Genomic DNA, 16,723 nt, shown 5'->3' with positions numbered 1-16,723 from the left:
CGCTCCCGTCAGGAGCCGGCGCCCGGCCTGTCCACGAGTTCCACCTGGTCCACCGCGTTGCACCAGCGGCAGCGGACCGATTCGATGGTCTCACTGACCACCTCGCGTTCCTCCACACTCGGCTCCCCGGCGAGGTCGAGGTGGACGTACTCCACGACCTTCGACGAGCGGGTCACGTCGAAGCGGGTGAGGTTGCCGCACAGGGTGCAGCGCCACCGGGTCGTGGCGGTCGGCAGGGGAACCGTCATCGTGACTGTTCGCTTCCTTCTGATACGTGGGCTTCTTCAAGTCTCCGTGACGCGTCGGCTTCCCGACACGTGTGGCACGTAACCCTACGGCCTGGCGATGCCGCCCTGCCCGTCCGTCCACGACGGCGAGGCGGTGCGTCCCCGTGCGTCCGGTTACGTCATGCTCTGTGTCCATGGTCAGTGAGTGGAGCGCGCGGGCCGGCCGGGTGGCCGGGGCCCTGCGGTGGCCGACGGCACCGATGACGTACACGCTGATCGGCCTGTGCTGCCTGATCTTCGTGCTGGGGCCGGCCGCTGGGCTGCACCCGGCCTACGGTTCCGGGGACGAGCTGCTCGCCGCGCAGCAGTCCTACTTCCGGCGCTGGGGCGTGGTCCCCGCAGAACTGTTCGAGGGGTCCGCGCGGGCCGCGCTGACCCCGGCGACCGCCCTGTTCGTGCACGGCAGCTGGGTGCATCTGCTCGGCAACATGCTGTTCCTCTACGTCTTCGGGGTGATGACCGAGGAACGCCTCGGCCACACCGAGTTCACGCTCTTCTACCTGGGCTGCGGCTATCTCGCGCTGCTCGGGTACGCGGCCGCCAACGCCGGCTCCGAGCAGTCGCTGGTGGGGGCGTCGGGGGCGATCTCGGCGGTGCTCGGGGCGCTGCTGTGCCTGTTCCCGCGGGCCCGGGTGACCAGCCTGCTGCCCTTCCTGTTCTTCCTGCCGCTGCGCTTCCCGGCCTGGGTGGTGCTGCCGTTCTGGGCCGCCCTGCAGTGGCTGGCCGCGGGCCGCGCCCCCGAGGGCCCCGGCGTGGCCTACCTCGCCCACCTGGTCGGATTCGGGCTGGGCTTCGCCTATGCGTGGGTGCGTCACGGACGGACGACTAGAGTGAGGACCGCCCCGACTGCGCCGGCCCCCGAGGGAGAGAACCAGCCGTGATCACCGCGATCGTCCTCATCAAGACCAGCGTGGACCGGATTCCCGAGATCGCGGAGCGGATCGCCGCGCTGGACAGCGTGAGCGAGGTGTTCTCGGTGACGGGCACCTACGACCTGATCGCCATGGTCCGGGTGCAGCAGCACGAGGACCTCGCGGAGGTCATCCCGGGCCGGATCAGCAAGATCCCCGGCGTCGAGGGGACGGACACGCACGTGGCGTTCCGCACCTACTCGCAGCACGACCTGGAGGCGGCGTTCGCGATCGGCCTGGACTCCTGACCCGGGCCGTCCGCGCCGCCGCCCCGGCGGCCCCGCCGCCCCGCATCACCCGGACGGCCCGGACGGCCGGTCACACCGCGGGCACGCAGCGGCCGTCCTGAGTCCTGTAGGTCCACCGGGCGCCGCGGGTCACGAGTTCCCGGACCGCGGCCACGAACCGCTCCACGTGCTCGTCGGGGGTGCCCGCGCCGAAGCTGACCCGGACGGCGTTCAGGGACCGCTCCCCCGGCGCCGCCCCGGGCGCCCCGCACTCTCCCGGCGTCCCGGCGTCGCCGCCCAGCAGGATGCGGACGAGGGGGTGCGCGCAGAACAGGCCGTCCCGTACGCCGATGCCGTACTCGGCGGAGAGCGCGGCGGCGAGGTGGGAGCTGTTCCAGCCCTCCACCACGAACGACAGCACGCCGACCCGCGGGGCGTCGTCCCCGAACAGGGACAGCACCCGTGCCCCGGGCACCTCGGCCAGGCACGCCCGGACCGTGTCGAGCAGGTGCCGCTCGTGGGCGGCCAGCCGGTCCCAGCCGGCCTCGGTCAGCGCCCTGCAGGCGGAGGCGATCGCGTGGGCGCCGATGACGTTCGGGGAGCCCGCCTCGTGCCGGGCGGCCCCGTCGTGCCACTCCACCGCCACACCGCCGTCCGCGCGCCGGGACACCCGGCGGCTGGCGCCGCCGCCCGCGAGGTACGGCTCGGCCGCGCGCAGCCAGTCGGCGCGGCCGGCCAGCACCCCGGAGCCGAACGGCGCGTACAGCTTGTGCCCGGAGAAGGCCACCCAGTCGACGTCCAGGTCGCGCACGCTCACCGGGTGGTGCGGGACGAGCTGGGCGGCGTCCAGCACGATCCGCGCGCCCTGGGCGTGCGCGGCGGCGGCCAGCTCACGCACCGGCCACAGCTCGCCGGTGACGTTGGAGGCGCCGGTCACGCACACCAGGGCCGGGCTGCCGGGTTCCCGGCGGGCCAGCGCCCGCTCCAGCGTCGCGACGGCCTCGCCCGGCGTGCGCGGGGCGTCCAGCACGGTCGTACGGGCGTCCTGCCAGGGCAGCAGGGAGGCGTGGTGCTCGGTCTCGAACACGAACACCCGGCAGCCGGCCGGCAGGGCGCGGGCGAGCAGGTTGAGGGAGTCCGTGGTGGAGCGGGTGAAGACCAGCTGGTCGTCCTCCCGGCAGTCGAGGAACGCGGCCACGGTCCGGCGCGCGTTCTCGAACAGGTCGGTGGAGAGCTGGGAGAGGTGGCCGGCACCGCGGTGCACGCTGCCGTAGCAGGGGACGTAGGCGGCCACGTCGTCCCAGACGCGCTGCAGGGCCGGTGCGCTGGCCGCGTGGTCGAGAGCCGCGTAGCCGACCTCGCCACCGGTCACCAGCGGCACGGTGACGTCCAGCCCCAGCACGGGCAGCGGGCCGTGCCCCGGCCGTTCGGCGGTCCGGTCGCACCGGGGGCCGGTACCGCCGGCCGGGGCGGCGGTGCCCGGCCGGGCGGCGGCGACGGCAGCACGGGGCGCCACGGCGACGGTCGTGGCGGTGGCAGTGGCGGTGGTGGCAGTGGCGGCAGTGGCGGCAGTGGCGGCAGTGGCGGCGGCAGTGACAGTGGTGGCCATGGCGGAACTCCTGTGGAGGCGGAGGGCGCCCGGCGCGCAGGGGCGGCCTGGCGGCGCGGGCGGGCCCGGCGGCGCGGGCCGGACGGAAAGGGACGGCTGGAGACGGAGGAGGGATGCGGGAGGGATGCGGGAGGGACCCGAGAGGCGGCGGGGCCGGGCTCCGCGGCCCTCGGGACCGCCGGGCCGGCCGGGGGTGCGGGGCCCGGCCGCTCCGGTGCCGCCGGGCGGCACCGGAGCGGCGGGCGGGGCGCACCCGGCCGCGTCCGCCCCGGGCCAGGTCCGGTCCCGGGCGGACCGGGGCGGACCGGCGCGGAAGCGCGGGGGCCGGGCGGCGTCCGCGTGCGACCGCCAGACGCCGGACGCCCGGGGGGGCAGAGCCCCCGGAGCCCCCGGAGCCGTCGGAGCCGTCGGGCGCCGCGGTGGGTGCGCGTGCCGGACGCCGCGACGCCGCGGGCGGGTGCCGGACGTCCCTCGGGGCGTGCTGCGAGTGAGGCGTCGGCCGACCGCGGGGCGGGTGCGGCGGTGTCCGGTGCGCGGGGCCGCACGGCATGGCGCCGTACCGCCACCGGGGGTACCGGGTGCGTCTCACGACGTGGCGAGCGGGCGGACCGGGCGGCGCCGGGCCGACGGTGCTCGCAGCACGCCCTAGGGCGTGTTTCGAAAGTCCCGCCTGCCTGGCGGCGTCTGGCACGCACGCTCGCCGCGTTGTCGGGCTCGCCCCGATACATCCAGTATCGGGGCGACCCTCCGCCTTGCGATCGCACGCACCAGACGCCGCCAGACCTGCCCTTCGGGCAGACGACGCCACTTTCGAAACACGCCCTAGCGCATTCGCTGACTCATGGAAGGCTCCTCGACGACCAGGACCCCTGGTGTCGCGAGGGGTCCGCGCTTGCCGTGAACCCTGCTGTCCACGGCCTGGTCCTCACCCGGGGCACCCCGCCACGGACGGAGGGTTGCCGGACAGCCGGCCGGGGCCGAGAGGCTGTCACTCATGACCTGTGCAGGAACTTAGGCGAAGTGATCGCGGTCCCGCAACCCGGGTCCGGATCGCGGGACCGTCCGCCGTGCGGTTCAGGCGTTGCTGACGGCCACCCAGCGGTCCAGGGTGCGCTTGGCGGCGCCCGAGTCGACGGCCTCGGCCGCTCTGGCCGTCTGGGTGCGGATCTGCTCCGTCAGAGGTGCCGCGGTGGGCTCCAGGGCGACCAGGGCGGCCGCCGCGTTCAGCAGGACCGCGTCCCGCACGGGGCCCCGCTCGCCGTCCAGCAGCCGGCGGGCGACCTCGGCGTTGTAGGACGCGTCGGCGCCCCGCAGTGCCTCCACGGGGACCAGGTCGATGCCGACGTCGCGCGGGTCGAAGCTCTCCTCGGTCACCGTGCCGTCGCGGACCACCCACACCCGGGAGGTGGCGGTGACGGTCAGCTCGTCCAGGCCGTCGTCGCCGCGGAAGACCAGGGAGGAGTTGCCGCGTTCGGCGAACACCCCGGCCACGATCGGCGCCATCCGGGCGTCCGCGACACCGATGGCCTGGGCCCGGACCCGGGCCGGGTTGGTGAGCGGGCCGAGGAAGTTGAAGGTGGTGCGGATGCCGAGCTGGCCCCGGGCGGCCGCCACGTGCCGGAGCGCCGGGTGGAACTTCACCGCGAAGCAGAAGGTGATGCCGGCCTCCTCGGCGACCTCGGCCACCCGCGCGGGGGTGAGCTCCAGGTTGACGCCGAGCTTCTCCAGCACGTCCGAGGCTCCCGACGCCGAGGACGCGGCCCGGTTGCCGTGCTTGACGACCTTCGCACCGGTGCCGGCCACCACGATGGACGCCATGGTGGAGATGTTGACCGTCTTCGCGCCGTCGCCGCCGGTGCCGACGATGTCGACGGTGTCCCCGGGTACGTCGATGACGTTGGCGTGCGCGTACATGGTGCGGACCAGGCCGGTGATCTCCTCGACGGTCTCGCCCTTGGCACGCAGCGCCACCGCGAACCCGGCGATCTGGGCGTCGGTGGCCTCACCGCGCATGATCCGGTCCATCGCCCAGGCGGTGGCCTCGGCGCTCAGGTCCTGGCCGTCCAGCAGGGCGTTCAGCACCTGGGGCCAGGAACGGCCCGCCGCGGTGTCGCCTCCAGCGGGGGTCACAGCGCTCATCAGCCGCTCCTGCGTGTCGTAGGGGAGTGTGATCCCCAGCCTATCCAGCCCGCGGCAGGGCGAAGGGCCCCGTCCGGTGTTCGGACGGGGCCCTTCGCTGTGGCGTGGCGAACGCGGTCGATCAGTGGTGGCCGTGGCCGCTCGCGATCTCCTTGTACTCCTCGACGGTGGCCTTCGGGATCTGGGAGTCCTCGCCGAAGTACGCCTTGCTCAGCTTGGCGCGCATCTTCTCGGAGCCCTTCACCTTCCGCTCGACGCCGTTCTCGTCGACGGCCGGGCCGATCTCGGCCGGCTGGTACTGGTCGTGCGCGGTGAGCGTGTGCAGCTGCTCCTGGCTGAGCGGCTCGTGCACCTCGATGTACTCGCCGTGCGGCAGGCGCTTGATCGTGCCGGTCTCGCGGCCGTGCAGGACCTTGTCCCGGTCGCGGCGCTGGAGGCCGAGGCAGATCCGCTTGGTCGCGATGAACGCGATGACCGGTCCGGCGAAGAACCCGATCCGGACGAACCAGGTGACCGCGTTGATCGACAGGTGGAAGTGGGTGGCCCACAGGTCGTTGCCACCGCCGACCAGCGTGATCATGTACATCGTCACCCAGGCGACACCGAAGGCGGTGCGCGTCGGGGCGTTGCGCGGACGGTCCAGGATGTGGTGCTCGCGCTTGTCGCCCGTGATCCACGCCTCAAGGAACGGGTAGGCGGCGAAGGCCGCCAGCACCAGGCCGAACAGGACCAGCGGGATGAACACGCCCAGGACCAGGGTGTGGCCCCAGAAGTTGACCTCCCAGCCCGGGAAGAAGCGCACCAGGCCCTCGGCGAAGCCCATGTACCAGTCGGGCTGGGCGCCGGTGGACACCTGGTCGGGCCGGTACGGGCCGATCGCCCAGATCGGGTTGATCTGCGCGATCGCCGCGACGGCCGCGATGACGCCGAAGACCAGGAAGAAGAAGCCTCCCGCCTTGGCCATGTAGACCGGCAGCAGCGGCATGCCGACGACGTTCTTGTTGCTCTTGCCCGGACCCGCGAACTGCGTGTGCTTGTGGTAGAAGACCAGGATCAGATGGGCGGCCACCAGGCCGAGCATGATGCCCGGCAGCAGCAGGATGTGGATCGAGTAGAAGCGGGCCACGAAGTCGGTGCCCGGGAACTCCCCGCCGAACAGGAAGAACGAGATGTACGTGCCGACGACCGGCACGGACAGGATCGCGCCCTGGGTGAAGCGGACACCGGTGCCGGAGAGCAGGTCGTCCGGGAGCGAGTAGCCGGTGAAGCCGGTGAACATGCCCAGGACGAACAGCAGGAAGCCGAACAGCCAGTTGACCTCACGCGGCTTGCGGAACGCGCCGGTGAAGAACACGCGCATCATGTGCACGAACATGCCCGCGAGGAAGATCAGCGCGGCCCAGTGGTGGATCTGCCGGATGAGCAGGCCGCCCCGGACGTCGAAGCTGATGTCCAGCGTGGAGGAGAACGCCTCCGACATGAGCTGGCCCTGCAGCGGGACGTAGCTGCCGTGGTACTCCACCTCGTTCATCGACGGGTGGAAGAACAGCGTCAGGTACACACCCGTGAGGATGATGATGATGAAGCTGTAGAGGCAGATCTCGCCCAGCATGAACGACCAGTGGTCGGGGAAGATCTTGCGCATGTTGGACTTGGCCAGGGAGTAGATCCCGAGCCGGCCGTCGGTCCAGTCGGCGATGCGCTCGCCGGCCGGGGCCTTGCCGCGGGTGCGGCCGGCCGCGCCGGCGGCCGGTGTCGCCGTGGTGTTGTCGTTGGTGCTCATCCGCGCTCCCAGAAGGCAGGACCGACGGGCTCCTCGAAGTCGCCGAGCGCCTCGAGGTAGCCCTCGTCGTTCACGCCGATGCGCAGCTGCGGCAGGGCGTGGCCGGCGGGGCCGAAGATCACCCGGGCGCCGTCGGACAGGTCGAAGGTGGACTGGTGGCAGGGGCACAGCACGTGGTGCGTCTGCTGCTCGTACAGCGAGATCGGGCAGCCCACGTGGGTGCAGATCTTGGAGTACGCCACGATGCCTTCGTGCGACCACTCCAGCTCGCGCTTGTCCTTGATGTCCTCCGGCTGGAGCCGGACGATCATCAGCGCGGCCTTGGCGATCTCGTTCTGGAAGTCGTGGTCGTCCTCCTCCAGGCCCTCGGGCTTGGCGAAGGTCAGCGAACCGACGGCGACGTCGGAGGGACGCAGCGGCTCGTCGGTGTTCATGTTGACGAGCAGCTTGCCCTTGCTCCACAGGGTGTGCCGCAGCTTGTCCTCGGGCAGCGGGCCGAGGTCGCGCAGCAGCACGATGCCGGAGAGCGGGACCAGGGTCAGCGCGCCGAGCATGGTGTTGCGGATCAGCTTGCGACGGCCGATCGCGGACTCCTCGGTGCCCTGCTTGAAGTCGTCGTGGATCTGGCTGCGCAGCTCGGGCGAGGCCTCGATCGGGTGCCGTTCGTCGGCCATCTCCACGTCGGACATCAGGGTGCGGGCCCAGTGGACCGCGCCCGCGCCGATGCAGAACAGGGCGCCGCCCAGGGTCAGGCCCAGCGCGAAGTTCAGCGCGTTGACGTGCCCGATCGGGAACACGAAGACGGACTTCTCGCGCGGGATCGCCACGTAGGAGGCGATGAACCCGACGGTGGCCAGCATCGACAGCGTGAACAGCAGGGCGACGGTGCGCTCGGACCGCTTGGCGGCCTGCTCGTCGATGTCCTGGATGCGGTGCTCGTGGGGCGGCAGACCGGGGTCGGCGAACGGGTTCTTCTCGTCCGCGACGCTCAGCGTGCCCTGCGCGTGGTCGTGGTGTCCTGCGGACTGCTCGGCAGGCACGTTCTCTTCTGGAATGTCTTGGCTACTCATGACTTCTTGGCCTTTGCGGTCCGAGCGGCGACCCAGACGGCGACTGCGACCAGCGCGCCGAGGCCGAAGATCCAGGCGAAGAGGCCCTCGCTGACCGGGCCGAGACCGCCCAGCTCCAGGCCGCCGGGGTTCTCGGTGTCGGAGCCGTTGACCGCTTCGAGGTACGCGATGATGTCCTTCTTGTTCTGCTCCGACAGCGTGGTGTCGGGGAAGGAGGGCATGTTCTGCGGGCCGGTCTGCATGGCCTCGTAGACGTGCTTCGGCTCGACGCCTTCGAGCGAGGGCGCGAACTTGCCCTTGGTGAGCGCGCCGCCCTTGCCGGTGAAGTTGTGGCACTGCGCGCAGTTGGTGCGGAAGAGCTCGCCGCCCTTCGCGATGTCCGCGCCCTGGGGGCCGTACTGCTCCTCGGTCGGGATGGCCGGACCGGCGCCCAGCGAGGAGATGTAGGCCGCGAGCTGGTCGATCTCGGCCTGCGAGTAGACCTTCTTCTTCCGCGGCATCTGGGCGCTCTGGGAGGTGGCGGCCGGCATGCGGCCGGTGCCCACCTGGAAGTCGACGGCCGCGGCGCCCACGCCGACCAGGCTCGGACCGTCGGAGGTGCCCTGACCGCCGGTGCCGTGGCAGCTGGCGCAGCCGACGGCGTAGAGCTTCTTGCCCTCTTCGATGGCGAGGGACTGGGCGGTCTCATCGGCCTGCGCCTTGTCCGCGGGCGCGAACACGGCGTACAGCCCCCCAGTGGCCGCCAGCGCGAGGATGAGGACGACGACCGCCGCCAGCGGATGGCGTCGTCGTGCGGAGAGCTTTTTCACGGATTACCCCGGTGTCAGGATCTTCTGCGTCGATGCTTCTGGATGTGCGGTTCGAAGAACGCGCGGGTGATCGGTCCCTGCTACTTGATCATGTAGATCGTGGCGAAGAGGCCGATCCAGACGACATCGACGAAGTGCCAGTAGTAGGACACGACGATGGCGGCCGTCGCCTGCTCGTGAGTGAACCTGCGGGCCGCGTAGGTACGGCCGAGGACCAGCAGGAAGGCGATGAGACCGCCCGTCACGTGCAGGCCGTGGAAGCCGGTGGTCAGGTAGAACACCGAGCCGTAGGGGTCGGAGGAGAGCGAGAGCCCGTCCTCCTTCACCAGCTCGGTGTACTCGAACACCTGGCCGCCGATGAAGATCGCCCCCATCACGAAGGTGACGATGAACCACATCCGGAGCTTCTTGACGTCACCGCGCTCGGCGGCGAACACGCCGAGCTGGCAGGTGAGGGAGGAGAGCACCAGGATGGTGGTGTTGGTCGCCGAGAACGGGAAGTTCAAGGCGTCGGCCTTCTCACTCCAGAACTCGGGGCCGGTCACCGACCGCAGGGTGAAGTACATCGCGAAGAGGGCCGCGAAGAACATCAGCTCGGAACTCAACCAGATGATGGTTCCGACGCTGGTGAGGTTCGGCCGGTTGACCGACGGGTGCGCGTGCCCGGTTTCTACTGTCGTTGCTGTCGCCACGACCGACATTATGTCGGTCGCTTATCCCGCCCTCACTCCGGGGGGTGCCGTTCGGAGTGTTGCTGGTCGCCGAACCGGTGTTGACGTGGTGTTCAGGGGAGTAACATCCGGCCCAAACGGCCCGTCCGTACGACGCTGACGTCTCGGAGGAACCATGCAGGCGACCGCCACCGTGCTGGTCTACAGCGACGACTCCACCACCCGCGAACAGGTCCGGTTGGCGACCGGGCGCAGGCCTGCCCCGGACGTCCCCGCGGTGGAGTTCGTGGAGTGCGCGACCCCGGCCGCCGTGCTGACGGAGCTGGGCAGGGGCGGCATCGACATCTGCGTCCTGGACGGCGAGGCGGTGCCGATGGGCGGCATGGGCCTGTGCCGGCAGATCAAGGACGAGATCTTCGAGTGCCCGCCGGTGCTGCTGCTGATCGGGCGGCCGCAGGACGCCTGGCTGGCGACCTGGAGCCGGGCCGAGGCGGCGGTGACGCTCCCGGTGGACCCGGTGGAGTTCGCGACGGCGCTGGCCGCCCTGCTGCGTACCAGGCGGCTGCAGAGCGCCTGAGAGTCCGCGGCCCCGCCCCCGCGGCTCGACAGGCCCGGGAGAGCCCGAGGAAGCCGGAGGAAGCCCGAGGAAGCCGGAGGAAGCCCGCGCAGGCGCGAGGGTCCGCGTCGAGGCCGGCGAGGCCGGCGGCGGTGCGCGGGCCGGGGCCCGCCGCGGCGGGCCGGGAGCACCGCCGCGGCGGGCCCGGACCGGTTCTTGAGGGCGCCTGCGGCACCGGCCGCCCTACACCGCGGCGGGGCGGAGCCGGGCGGCCTGCTCCGGCTTCGGGGTCTCCGGGACGCCGCCGACCAGGGCGCTGCCTTCGCGCCACTTCTTCCAGGGCAGGTTCCAGTCGCCGAAGCCGTTGCCGAAGGTCTCCATGATGTCGCCGTCGGAGTTGACGACCTTGACCAGGTCGCCGGCGCGCACGTTGTCGAAGAACCACTCGGCGTTGCCGGTGCTCATGCCGGTGCAGCCGTGGCTGACGTTGGCGTAGCCCTGGGAGCCGACCGACCAGGGTGCGGCGTGCACGTACTCGCCGCTCCAGGTGACGCGGGTCGCGTAGTAGACGGGCAGGTCGTACGAATCGGCGGAGCCCTCGGCGATGCCGATGCTGGTTCCGCGCATCCGTACGTAGTACTCCTTGCCCAGGACGACCTTGACGCCGTTGCGGGTGTCGAAGCCGGGCTTGCCCGTCGTGATCGGCATGGAGTTGATCTCCTTGCCGTTACGGTAGACGGTCATCCAGTGGCTGGCGGCGTCCGTGACGGCGACGACGCGGTCACCGGTGGTGATCTTCACGGGATCCCCGCGGCCGCCCCACAGCCGGTCGCTGATCTTGACGCCGGCGAGTTCGCTGCGGACCTTGACGATGGCGCCGGCCGGCCAGTACTCCTTGGGCCGGTAGTGGAGCTTCTTGTCGTCCACCCAGTGCCAGACGCCCTCCACCCGGGGGCTGGACTCGACCCTGAGGGCGCGCTCGACGACGGCGCGCTGGGCCTTGTCCCTGACCGGCATGCTCAGTTCGGCGGTGAGGGGCTGGCCGACGCCGTACGTGCCCGTCCTGGGCCCGAAGACGACGTCCAGGCGCTGCTTGGTGCGGGGTTTGCCGGTGTCGAAGGCGATCACCTTGCGGCCGGGGGCGCCGTCCTCGTTCTCCGTGCTGACGCGGACCGTGTAGCGGATGTCGGCGGCCAGCGGCGAGGTGCTGTGCCACCGTCTGCCGTCGGCGGAGAGTTCGCCCGTCACGCGGCGTCCCGCGGCGTCCACGGCGACCACGTCGGTGATCCGGCCGCCGGAGCCCTCGGCGGTGATTTCCAGGGGTTTGCCCGGGTCGGCCTTCTCGCCGTCCCCTTCGGGCGCGTTGAACGAGATCTGGTCCGCGGCGTCGTACGGCGCCGCCGACAGCGGGTTGCCGTCGCCGCCGCAGGCGGCGACGGCAGGGCCGAGGGCCATCACCAGCAGGATGCAGCCGGCGACGATACGGGTACGCGGAGAGGTGTTCATGACCTCACGCTAGGAACGCCCGTCAACTGTGGCGCGCCGGGCGACCCGAAAGAGGGAATCCCGGTGGGGGAACGCGGGTGGGGGAAACGGAGGAACCCGGACCCTCCCGTCGGAGTGTCCGGGTTCCCGGCCGTCCAGCACGTGCTACTGGGTGCGGTTCTCACCGCGGTAGTACTCGAAGACCCAGCCCCAGACGCCGATCAGGATGATCGGCAGGGAGAAGTACAGCAGCCACCAGCCCACGGCCACGCCGAGGAAGGCGAGCGCGCCGCCGAAGGCCAGCGAGAGCGGCTGCCAGCTGTGCGGGCTGAAGAAGCCCAGCTCGCCGGCGTCGTCCGCGACGTCGGCCTCCTTGTTGTCCTGGGCACCGGTGTCGACCCGCCGGGCGGTGAAGCCCAGGTAGAAGCCGACCATGATGCACAGGCCGAAGGCCAGGAAGAGCGCCGTCGTTCCGGCCGGCTCCTTCGACCACACGCCGTAGAACACGGCCATGGCCAGGATGAAGAGGCTCAGCCACATGAACATCTTGCCCTGGATCTTCACTTGCCGGCCTCCTTGCCGCCCGCCAGCGCGGCGGCTTCCCGGCCACCGTGGCCCAGCTGCTCCAGCGCGGCGATCTCAGGGTGGTGCAGGTCGAACGCCGGGGATTCGCTGCGGATCCGCGGCAGGGTGAGGAAGTTGTGCCGCGGCGGCGGGCAGGACGTGGCCCACTCCAGGGAGCGGCCGTAGCCCCACGGGTCGTCGACGCCGACCGGCTTGCCGTACTTGGCCGTCTTCCACACGTTGTACAGGAAGGGCAGGATCGACAGGCCGAGGACGAACGAGCAGATCGTGGAGATCGTGTTCAGGGCCGTGAACCCGTCGGCCGCGAGGTAGTCGGCGTAGCGGCGGGGCATGCCCTCGGCGCCCAGCCAGTGCTGGACCAGGAACGTGCCGTGGAAGCCGACGAACAGCGTCCAGAAGGTGATCTTGCCGAGGCGCTCGTCGAGCATCTTGCCGGTGAACTTCGGCCACCAGTAGTGGAAGCCGGAGAACATCGCGAAGACCACCGTGCCGAACACGACGTAGTGGAAGTGCGCCACCACGAAGTACGAGTCGGAGATGTGGAAGTCCATCGGCGGCGAGGCCAGGATGACGCCGGTCAGGCCACCGAAGGTGAAGGTGATCAGGAAGCCGGTCGCCCAGAGCATCGGCGTCTCGAAGGACAGCGAGCCCTTCCACATGGTGCCGATCCAGTTGAAGAACTTCACGCCGGTCGGGACGGCGATGAGGAACGTCATGAAGGAGAAGAACGGCAGCAGCACACCGCCGGTGACGTACATGTGGTGGGCCCACACGGTCACGGACAGACCGGCGATGGCGATGGTCGCCGCGATCAGACCCTGGTAGCCGAACATCGGCTTGCGGGAGAAGACCGGGATGACCTCACTGATGATGCCGAAGAACGGCAGCGCGATGATGTACACCTCTGGATGGCCGAAGAACCAGAAGAGGTGCTGCCACAGCAGGGCACCGCCGTTGGCCGCGTCGAAGACGTGGGCGCCGAACTTGCGGTCCGCCTCCAGGGCGAACAGGGCGGCCGCCAGCACCGGGAAGGCCAGCAGGACCAGGACACCGGTCAGCAGCACGTTCCAGACGAAGATCGGCATCCGGAACATCGTCATGCCCGGCGCGCGCATGCAGATGATCGTGGTGATGAAGTTGACCGAGCCGAGGATGGTGCCGAAGCCGGAGAAGGCCAGACCCATGATCCACATGTCGGCGCCGAGGCCCGGCGAGCGGACCGCGTCGGACAGCGGGGAGTAGGCGAACCAGCCGAAGTCGGCGGCGCCGTCCGGGGTGAGGAAGCCGGCGACGGCGACCAGCGAGCCGAACAGGTAGAGCCAGTAGGCGAACATGTTGAGCCGCGGGAACGCCACGTCGGGCGCACCGATCTGGAGCGGCATGATCCAGTTCGCGAAGCCGGCGAACAGCGGCGTCGCGAACATCAGCAGCATGATCGTGCCGTGCATCGTGAACGCCTGGTTGAACTGCTCGTTCGACATGAGCTGCATGCCGGGGCGGGCCAGCTCGGCCCGCATGAGCAGCGCCATGACGCCGCCGATGCAGAAGAACGCGAACGACGTGACCAGGTAGAGCGTTCCGATGGTCTTGTGGTCGGTGGTCGTCAGCCACTTCACCACGACGTTGCCGGGCTGCTTGCGCCGGACCGGCAGCTCGTCCTCGTAGTACGAGTCTTCGGCTGCCCCGGCACCCTGAGGTTCGTTGAGGATGCTCACAGGTTGTTCGTCTCCCGGTTCTTCTCATGGGCGGTCTGCTCGATGCCCGCGGGAACGTAACCGGTCTGCCCCTTCTTGGCGAGGTCCTTCAGGTGCTGCTCGTAGCGCTCCGGGGAGACGACCTTCACGTTGAACAGCATCCGGGAGTGGTCGACGCCGCACAGCTCGGCGCACTTGCCCAGGAAGGTGCCCTCCGAGTTGGGGGTCACCTGGAAGGCGTTGGTGTGGCCCGGGATGACGTCCTGCTTCATCAGGAACGGCACCACCCAGAAGGAGTGGATGACGTCGCGGGAGGTGAGGACGAAGCGGACCGTCTTGCCCTCGGGCAGCCACAGCGTGGGGCCCGGGTTGCCGGTCTGCGGGTTGGTCTCGCCCGGGGTGCCGCAGGTGTAGACACCGCCGGCGTTCTCCGGGAAGTCGTCCCGGTAGCGGTCCGGGATCGCGTCCAGTTCCTTGGCGGTCCTGGCGTCGCCCGTGGAACCTTCGACGTTCTCGATGTAGTTGAAGCACCAGCTCCACTGGAAGCCCACCACGTTGACCGTGACGTCGGGCTTCTTGGACAGGTCGAGGAGCTTCGACTCGTCGCGGGCCGTGAAGTAGAAGAGGACCGAGACGATGATGATCGGGACCACCGTGTACAAGGCCTCGATCGGCACGTTGTAACGGGTCTGCGGAGGTACCTCGATCTTGGTGCGGCTGCGCCGGTGGAAGATGGCGCTCCACAGGATCAGGCCCCACACCAGCACGCCGACGGCGAGCGCGGCGGCCCAGGAGCCCTGCCACAGGGAGAGGATCCGCGGAGCCTCTTCTGTGGTGGGGGTGGGCATGCCAAGGCGGGGGAAGTCCTTCCATGTGCAACCGGTGGCGGTCGCCAGGACCAGGCCCGCGGTCAGTGCCTGCAGCAGCTTCCGCCGCATCGGGCGCCGCGGCGAGCGGTCGGAGCCGTTGGGACTCACGTAGCGCCTTCCCGAGAGTCTCGCCCGCGCGGTTGGCTGCGGCCTGACTTACTCGGTGGTCGGTCGCCGCCCTGCGTCGGGCAGGGGTTTGGATGTTTATGCGGACCAAACCCTACTGGACGCTTCTGAGGGGGTCGCGGGGAGGGTGCCATACGCGCCGCGGGTCACTCCGAAGAGGTGGGGAAGGGGCTCGATCTGCGGCTTGCGCCACGAGTTGCGGCCCTGCGGGGCCGGCCGCCGAGGCCCCTGGGGCCCCCGCGCGCACGGGGAGTTAGCGTGGCGGTGTGTCCTACTTCGACGCCGCGTCCGGCGCGCCCCTGCACCCCGTCGCCCGCCAGGCCCTGCTGGCCTCACTGGACGAGGGGTGGGCCGATCCGGCGCGGCTGTACCGGGAGGGGCGGCGGGCGCGCATGCTGCTGGACGCGGCGCGCGAGGCCGCCGCGGAGGCGGTGGGGTGCCGGGCCGACGAGGTGGTGTTCACATCGTCGGGAACCCGGGCCGTGCACACGGGGATCGCCGGGGCGCTGGCCGGCCGGCGGCGGACCGGGCGCCACCTGATCGTGTCATCGGTCGAGCATTCTTCCGTACTCCATTCGGCAGAGGCCCACGAGCGCGGCGGCGGTACGGTCACGCGGGTGCCGGTCGGCCGGGAGGGTGCGGTACGGCCGTCGGACCTCGCCGGCGCCCTCCGCCCGGACACCGCGCTCGCCTGCCTGCAGTCGGCCAACCACGAGGTGGGGACCGTGCAACCGGTGGCGGAGGCGGCCGAGGCGTGCCGGGCGGCGGGGGTGCCGCTGCTGGTGGACGCGGCCCAGTCGCTGGGCTGGGGGCCGGTGGCCGGTCCGTGGTCGCTGCTGGCGGCCTCCGCCCACAAGTGGGGCGGACCGGCCGGAGTCGGACTGCTCGCCGTGCGCAAGGGCGTGCGGTTCGCCGTCCGGGGACCGGCGGACGAACGGGAGTCGGGGCGGGCGGCCGGCTTCGAGAACATCCCGGCGATCGTGGCGGCCGTCGCCTCGCTGCGGGCGGTGCGCGCGGAGGCGGACCAGGAGGCCGCGAGGCTGCACGAGCTGACGGACCGGATCCGCGGCCGCGTCCCGCGGCTCGTGCCGGACGTGGAGGTGGTCGGCGACGCCGGGCGCCGCCTGCCGGGCATCGTCACCTTCTCCTGTCTGTACGTCGACGGCGAGGCGCTGCTGGCGGAGCTGGACCGGGCCGGTTTCTCCGTGTCGTCCGGATCGTCCTGCACGAGCAGCACGCTGACGCCGAGCCATGTGCTGAAGGCGATGGGGGTGCTCAGCGAGGGCAACGTGCGCGTGTCGCTGCCGCCCGGGACGCCCGCCGAGGAGGTCGACCGGTTCCTGGACGTGCTGCCGGGGGCGGTGGCGGCGGTCCGGGAGCGGCTGGGCGCCCCCGCACCGGCGGCGGACCGCGCCCCGGAGGGGCGCGCGGGGCGGGACCGGCCCTACGCCGCGGACGGGCGGGCGGAACCGGGCAGGCGGGCGGAACCGGGCAGGCGGGCGGAGCCGGGCAGGCGGGCGGAGCCGGACGGTTCGGAGAAGCCGGCGGAATCGGACGGCCCGGAGGAACCGGACACGGTGGACGCGCCGGACGACGCGGAGGAGTTGGTCGTCGACGCGCTCGGCAAGCGCTGCCCCGTCCCGGTCATCGAACTGGCCAGGGTCATCGGCGAGGTGCCCGTGGGCGGCGTCGTGCGGGTGCTGTCCGACGACGAGGCGGCCCGGCTGGACATCCCGGCCTGGTGCGCGATGCGCGCCCAGCAGTACCTCGGCGAGGAGCCGGCCGGGCGGGGCACGGCGTATCTGGTCCGCCGGGCCGGCTGACCGGGCCCGCGAGGACGCGCTGCGGGCCGGGCGGGCGCAACGGCGACGCCGCGGCAGCGGGCGGCCGGGCGAGGTCCCC

Annotated in this window: 15 protein-coding genes and 1 riboswitch; of the genes, 4 read left to right on the top strand and 11 right to left on the bottom strand. The window is 71.2% G+C overall.

Features of this window, described 5'->3' with window-relative positions; translation table 11 throughout:
* Nucleotides 1-8: 8 nt before the first annotated feature.
* Nucleotides 9-248 (bottom strand): hypothetical protein, encoded by a 240-nt coding sequence (locus AC5K6T_RS05465; RefSeq protein ID WP_352348351.1) that lies wholly within the window; start codon nucleotides 246-248, stop codon nucleotides 9-11.
* Between the two features lie 173 nt (nucleotides 249-421).
* Between AC5K6T_RS05465 and AC5K6T_RS05460 the strand changes: the two genes are divergently transcribed.
* Nucleotides 422-1,168: a rhomboid family intramembrane serine protease gene (locus AC5K6T_RS05460; RefSeq protein ID WP_493206123.1), complete on the top strand. Its 747-nt coding sequence runs from the start codon at nucleotides 422-424 to the stop codon at nucleotides 1,166-1,168.
* Nucleotides 1,165-1,446 carry an Lrp/AsnC family transcriptional regulator gene (locus tag AC5K6T_RS05455; RefSeq protein ID WP_493206121.1) on the top strand — a complete coding sequence of 94 codons (282 nt, stop codon included), beginning with the start codon at nucleotides 1,165-1,167 and terminating at the stop codon, nucleotides 1,444-1,446. Before AC5K6T_RS05460 ends, AC5K6T_RS05455 begins: the two co-directional genes overlap by 4 nt.
* Nucleotides 1,447-1,516: 70 nt before the next feature.
* Here AC5K6T_RS05455 and AC5K6T_RS05450 read toward each other — a convergent pair whose 3' ends face one another.
* The 6 genes from AC5K6T_RS05450 to ctaE form a co-directional block, all read right to left on the bottom strand.
* On the bottom strand, nucleotides 1,517-3,034 hold the full coding sequence (locus AC5K6T_RS05450) for an aminotransferase class V-fold PLP-dependent enzyme (RefSeq protein ID WP_493206119.1): 1,518 nt from the start codon (nucleotides 3,032-3,034) through the stop codon (nucleotides 1,517-1,519).
* 883 nt (nucleotides 3,035-3,917) lie between these two features.
* Nucleotides 3,918-4,034, bottom strand: a riboswitch (SAM riboswitch).
* Nucleotides 4,035-4,108: 74 nt separating this feature from the next.
* Nucleotides 4,109-5,173, bottom strand: a complete 1,065-nt coding sequence (gene trpD, locus AC5K6T_RS05445; protein ID WP_493206118.1) for an anthranilate phosphoribosyltransferase — start codon at nucleotides 5,171-5,173, stop codon at nucleotides 4,109-4,111.
* Nucleotides 5,174-5,294: 121 nt separating this feature from the next.
* A complete protein-coding gene (qcrB, locus tag AC5K6T_RS05440; protein ID WP_493206116.1) occupies nucleotides 5,295-6,956 on the bottom strand; it encodes a cytochrome bc1 complex cytochrome b subunit in 1,662 nt (553 codons plus the stop codon).
* On the bottom strand, nucleotides 6,953-8,026 hold the full coding sequence (qcrA, locus tag AC5K6T_RS05435) for a cytochrome bc1 complex Rieske iron-sulfur subunit (RefSeq protein WP_493206114.1): 1,074 nt from the start codon (nucleotides 8,024-8,026) through the stop codon (nucleotides 6,953-6,955). The genes qcrB and qcrA overlap by 4 nt, the downstream gene beginning before the upstream one ends.
* The gene (gene qcrC, locus AC5K6T_RS05430) at nucleotides 8,023-8,835 is read right to left on the bottom strand and encodes a cytochrome bc1 complex diheme cytochrome c subunit (protein ID WP_493206113.1); all 813 of its coding nucleotides are present in this window, start codon (nucleotides 8,833-8,835) and stop codon (nucleotides 8,023-8,025) included. The genes qcrA and qcrC overlap by 4 nt, the downstream gene beginning before the upstream one ends.
* 80 nt (nucleotides 8,836-8,915) lie before the next feature.
* Nucleotides 8,916-9,536, bottom strand: coding sequence for an aa3-type cytochrome oxidase subunit III (ctaE, locus tag AC5K6T_RS05425; protein ID WP_493206111.1), 621 nt, complete (start codon nucleotides 9,534-9,536; stop codon nucleotides 8,916-8,918).
* 145 nt (nucleotides 9,537-9,681) lie between these two features.
* Between ctaE and AC5K6T_RS05420 the strand changes: the two genes are divergently transcribed.
* Nucleotides 9,682-10,083: a response regulator gene (locus AC5K6T_RS05420; protein ID WP_493206109.1), complete on the top strand. Its 402-nt coding sequence runs from the start codon at nucleotides 9,682-9,684 to the stop codon at nucleotides 10,081-10,083.
* Between the two features lie 222 nt (nucleotides 10,084-10,305).
* On the opposite strand, the gene AC5K6T_RS05415 is transcribed toward AC5K6T_RS05420, so the two are convergent.
* The 4 genes from AC5K6T_RS05415 to ctaC form a co-directional block, all read right to left on the bottom strand.
* Entirely contained in the window at nucleotides 10,306-11,568 is a 1,263-nt protein-coding gene (locus AC5K6T_RS05415; RefSeq protein ID WP_493206107.1) for a L,D-transpeptidase, read from the bottom strand.
* A gap of 144 nt (nucleotides 11,569-11,712) precedes the next feature.
* Entirely contained in the window at nucleotides 11,713-12,111 is a 399-nt protein-coding gene (locus tag AC5K6T_RS05410) for a cytochrome c oxidase subunit 4 (RefSeq protein ID WP_493206106.1), read from the bottom strand.
* Nucleotides 12,108-13,847 (bottom strand): aa3-type cytochrome oxidase subunit I, encoded by a 1,740-nt coding sequence (gene ctaD / locus AC5K6T_RS05405; RefSeq protein ID WP_493206104.1) that lies wholly within the window; start codon nucleotides 13,845-13,847, stop codon nucleotides 12,108-12,110. Before ctaD ends, AC5K6T_RS05410 begins: the two co-directional genes overlap by 4 nt.
* Nucleotides 13,844-14,803: an aa3-type cytochrome oxidase subunit II gene (gene ctaC, locus AC5K6T_RS05400; RefSeq protein WP_493206102.1), complete on the bottom strand. Its 960-nt coding sequence runs from the start codon at nucleotides 14,801-14,803 to the stop codon at nucleotides 13,844-13,846. The genes ctaD and ctaC overlap by 4 nt, the downstream gene beginning before the upstream one ends.
* A 284-nt stretch (nucleotides 14,804-15,087) precedes the next feature.
* Between ctaC and AC5K6T_RS05395 the strand changes: the two genes are divergently transcribed.
* Nucleotides 15,088-16,644 (top strand): cysteine desulfurase/sulfurtransferase TusA family protein, encoded by a 1,557-nt coding sequence (locus AC5K6T_RS05395; protein ID WP_493206100.1) that lies wholly within the window; start codon nucleotides 15,088-15,090, stop codon nucleotides 16,642-16,644.
* Nucleotides 16,645-16,723: the final 79 nt, after the last annotated feature.

The organism is Streptomyces sp. B8-7 (assembly GCF_058833805.1).
The sequence above is the reverse complement of the archived record's forward strand: the minus strand, read 5'-3'. Positions and strand labels throughout refer to the sequence as shown.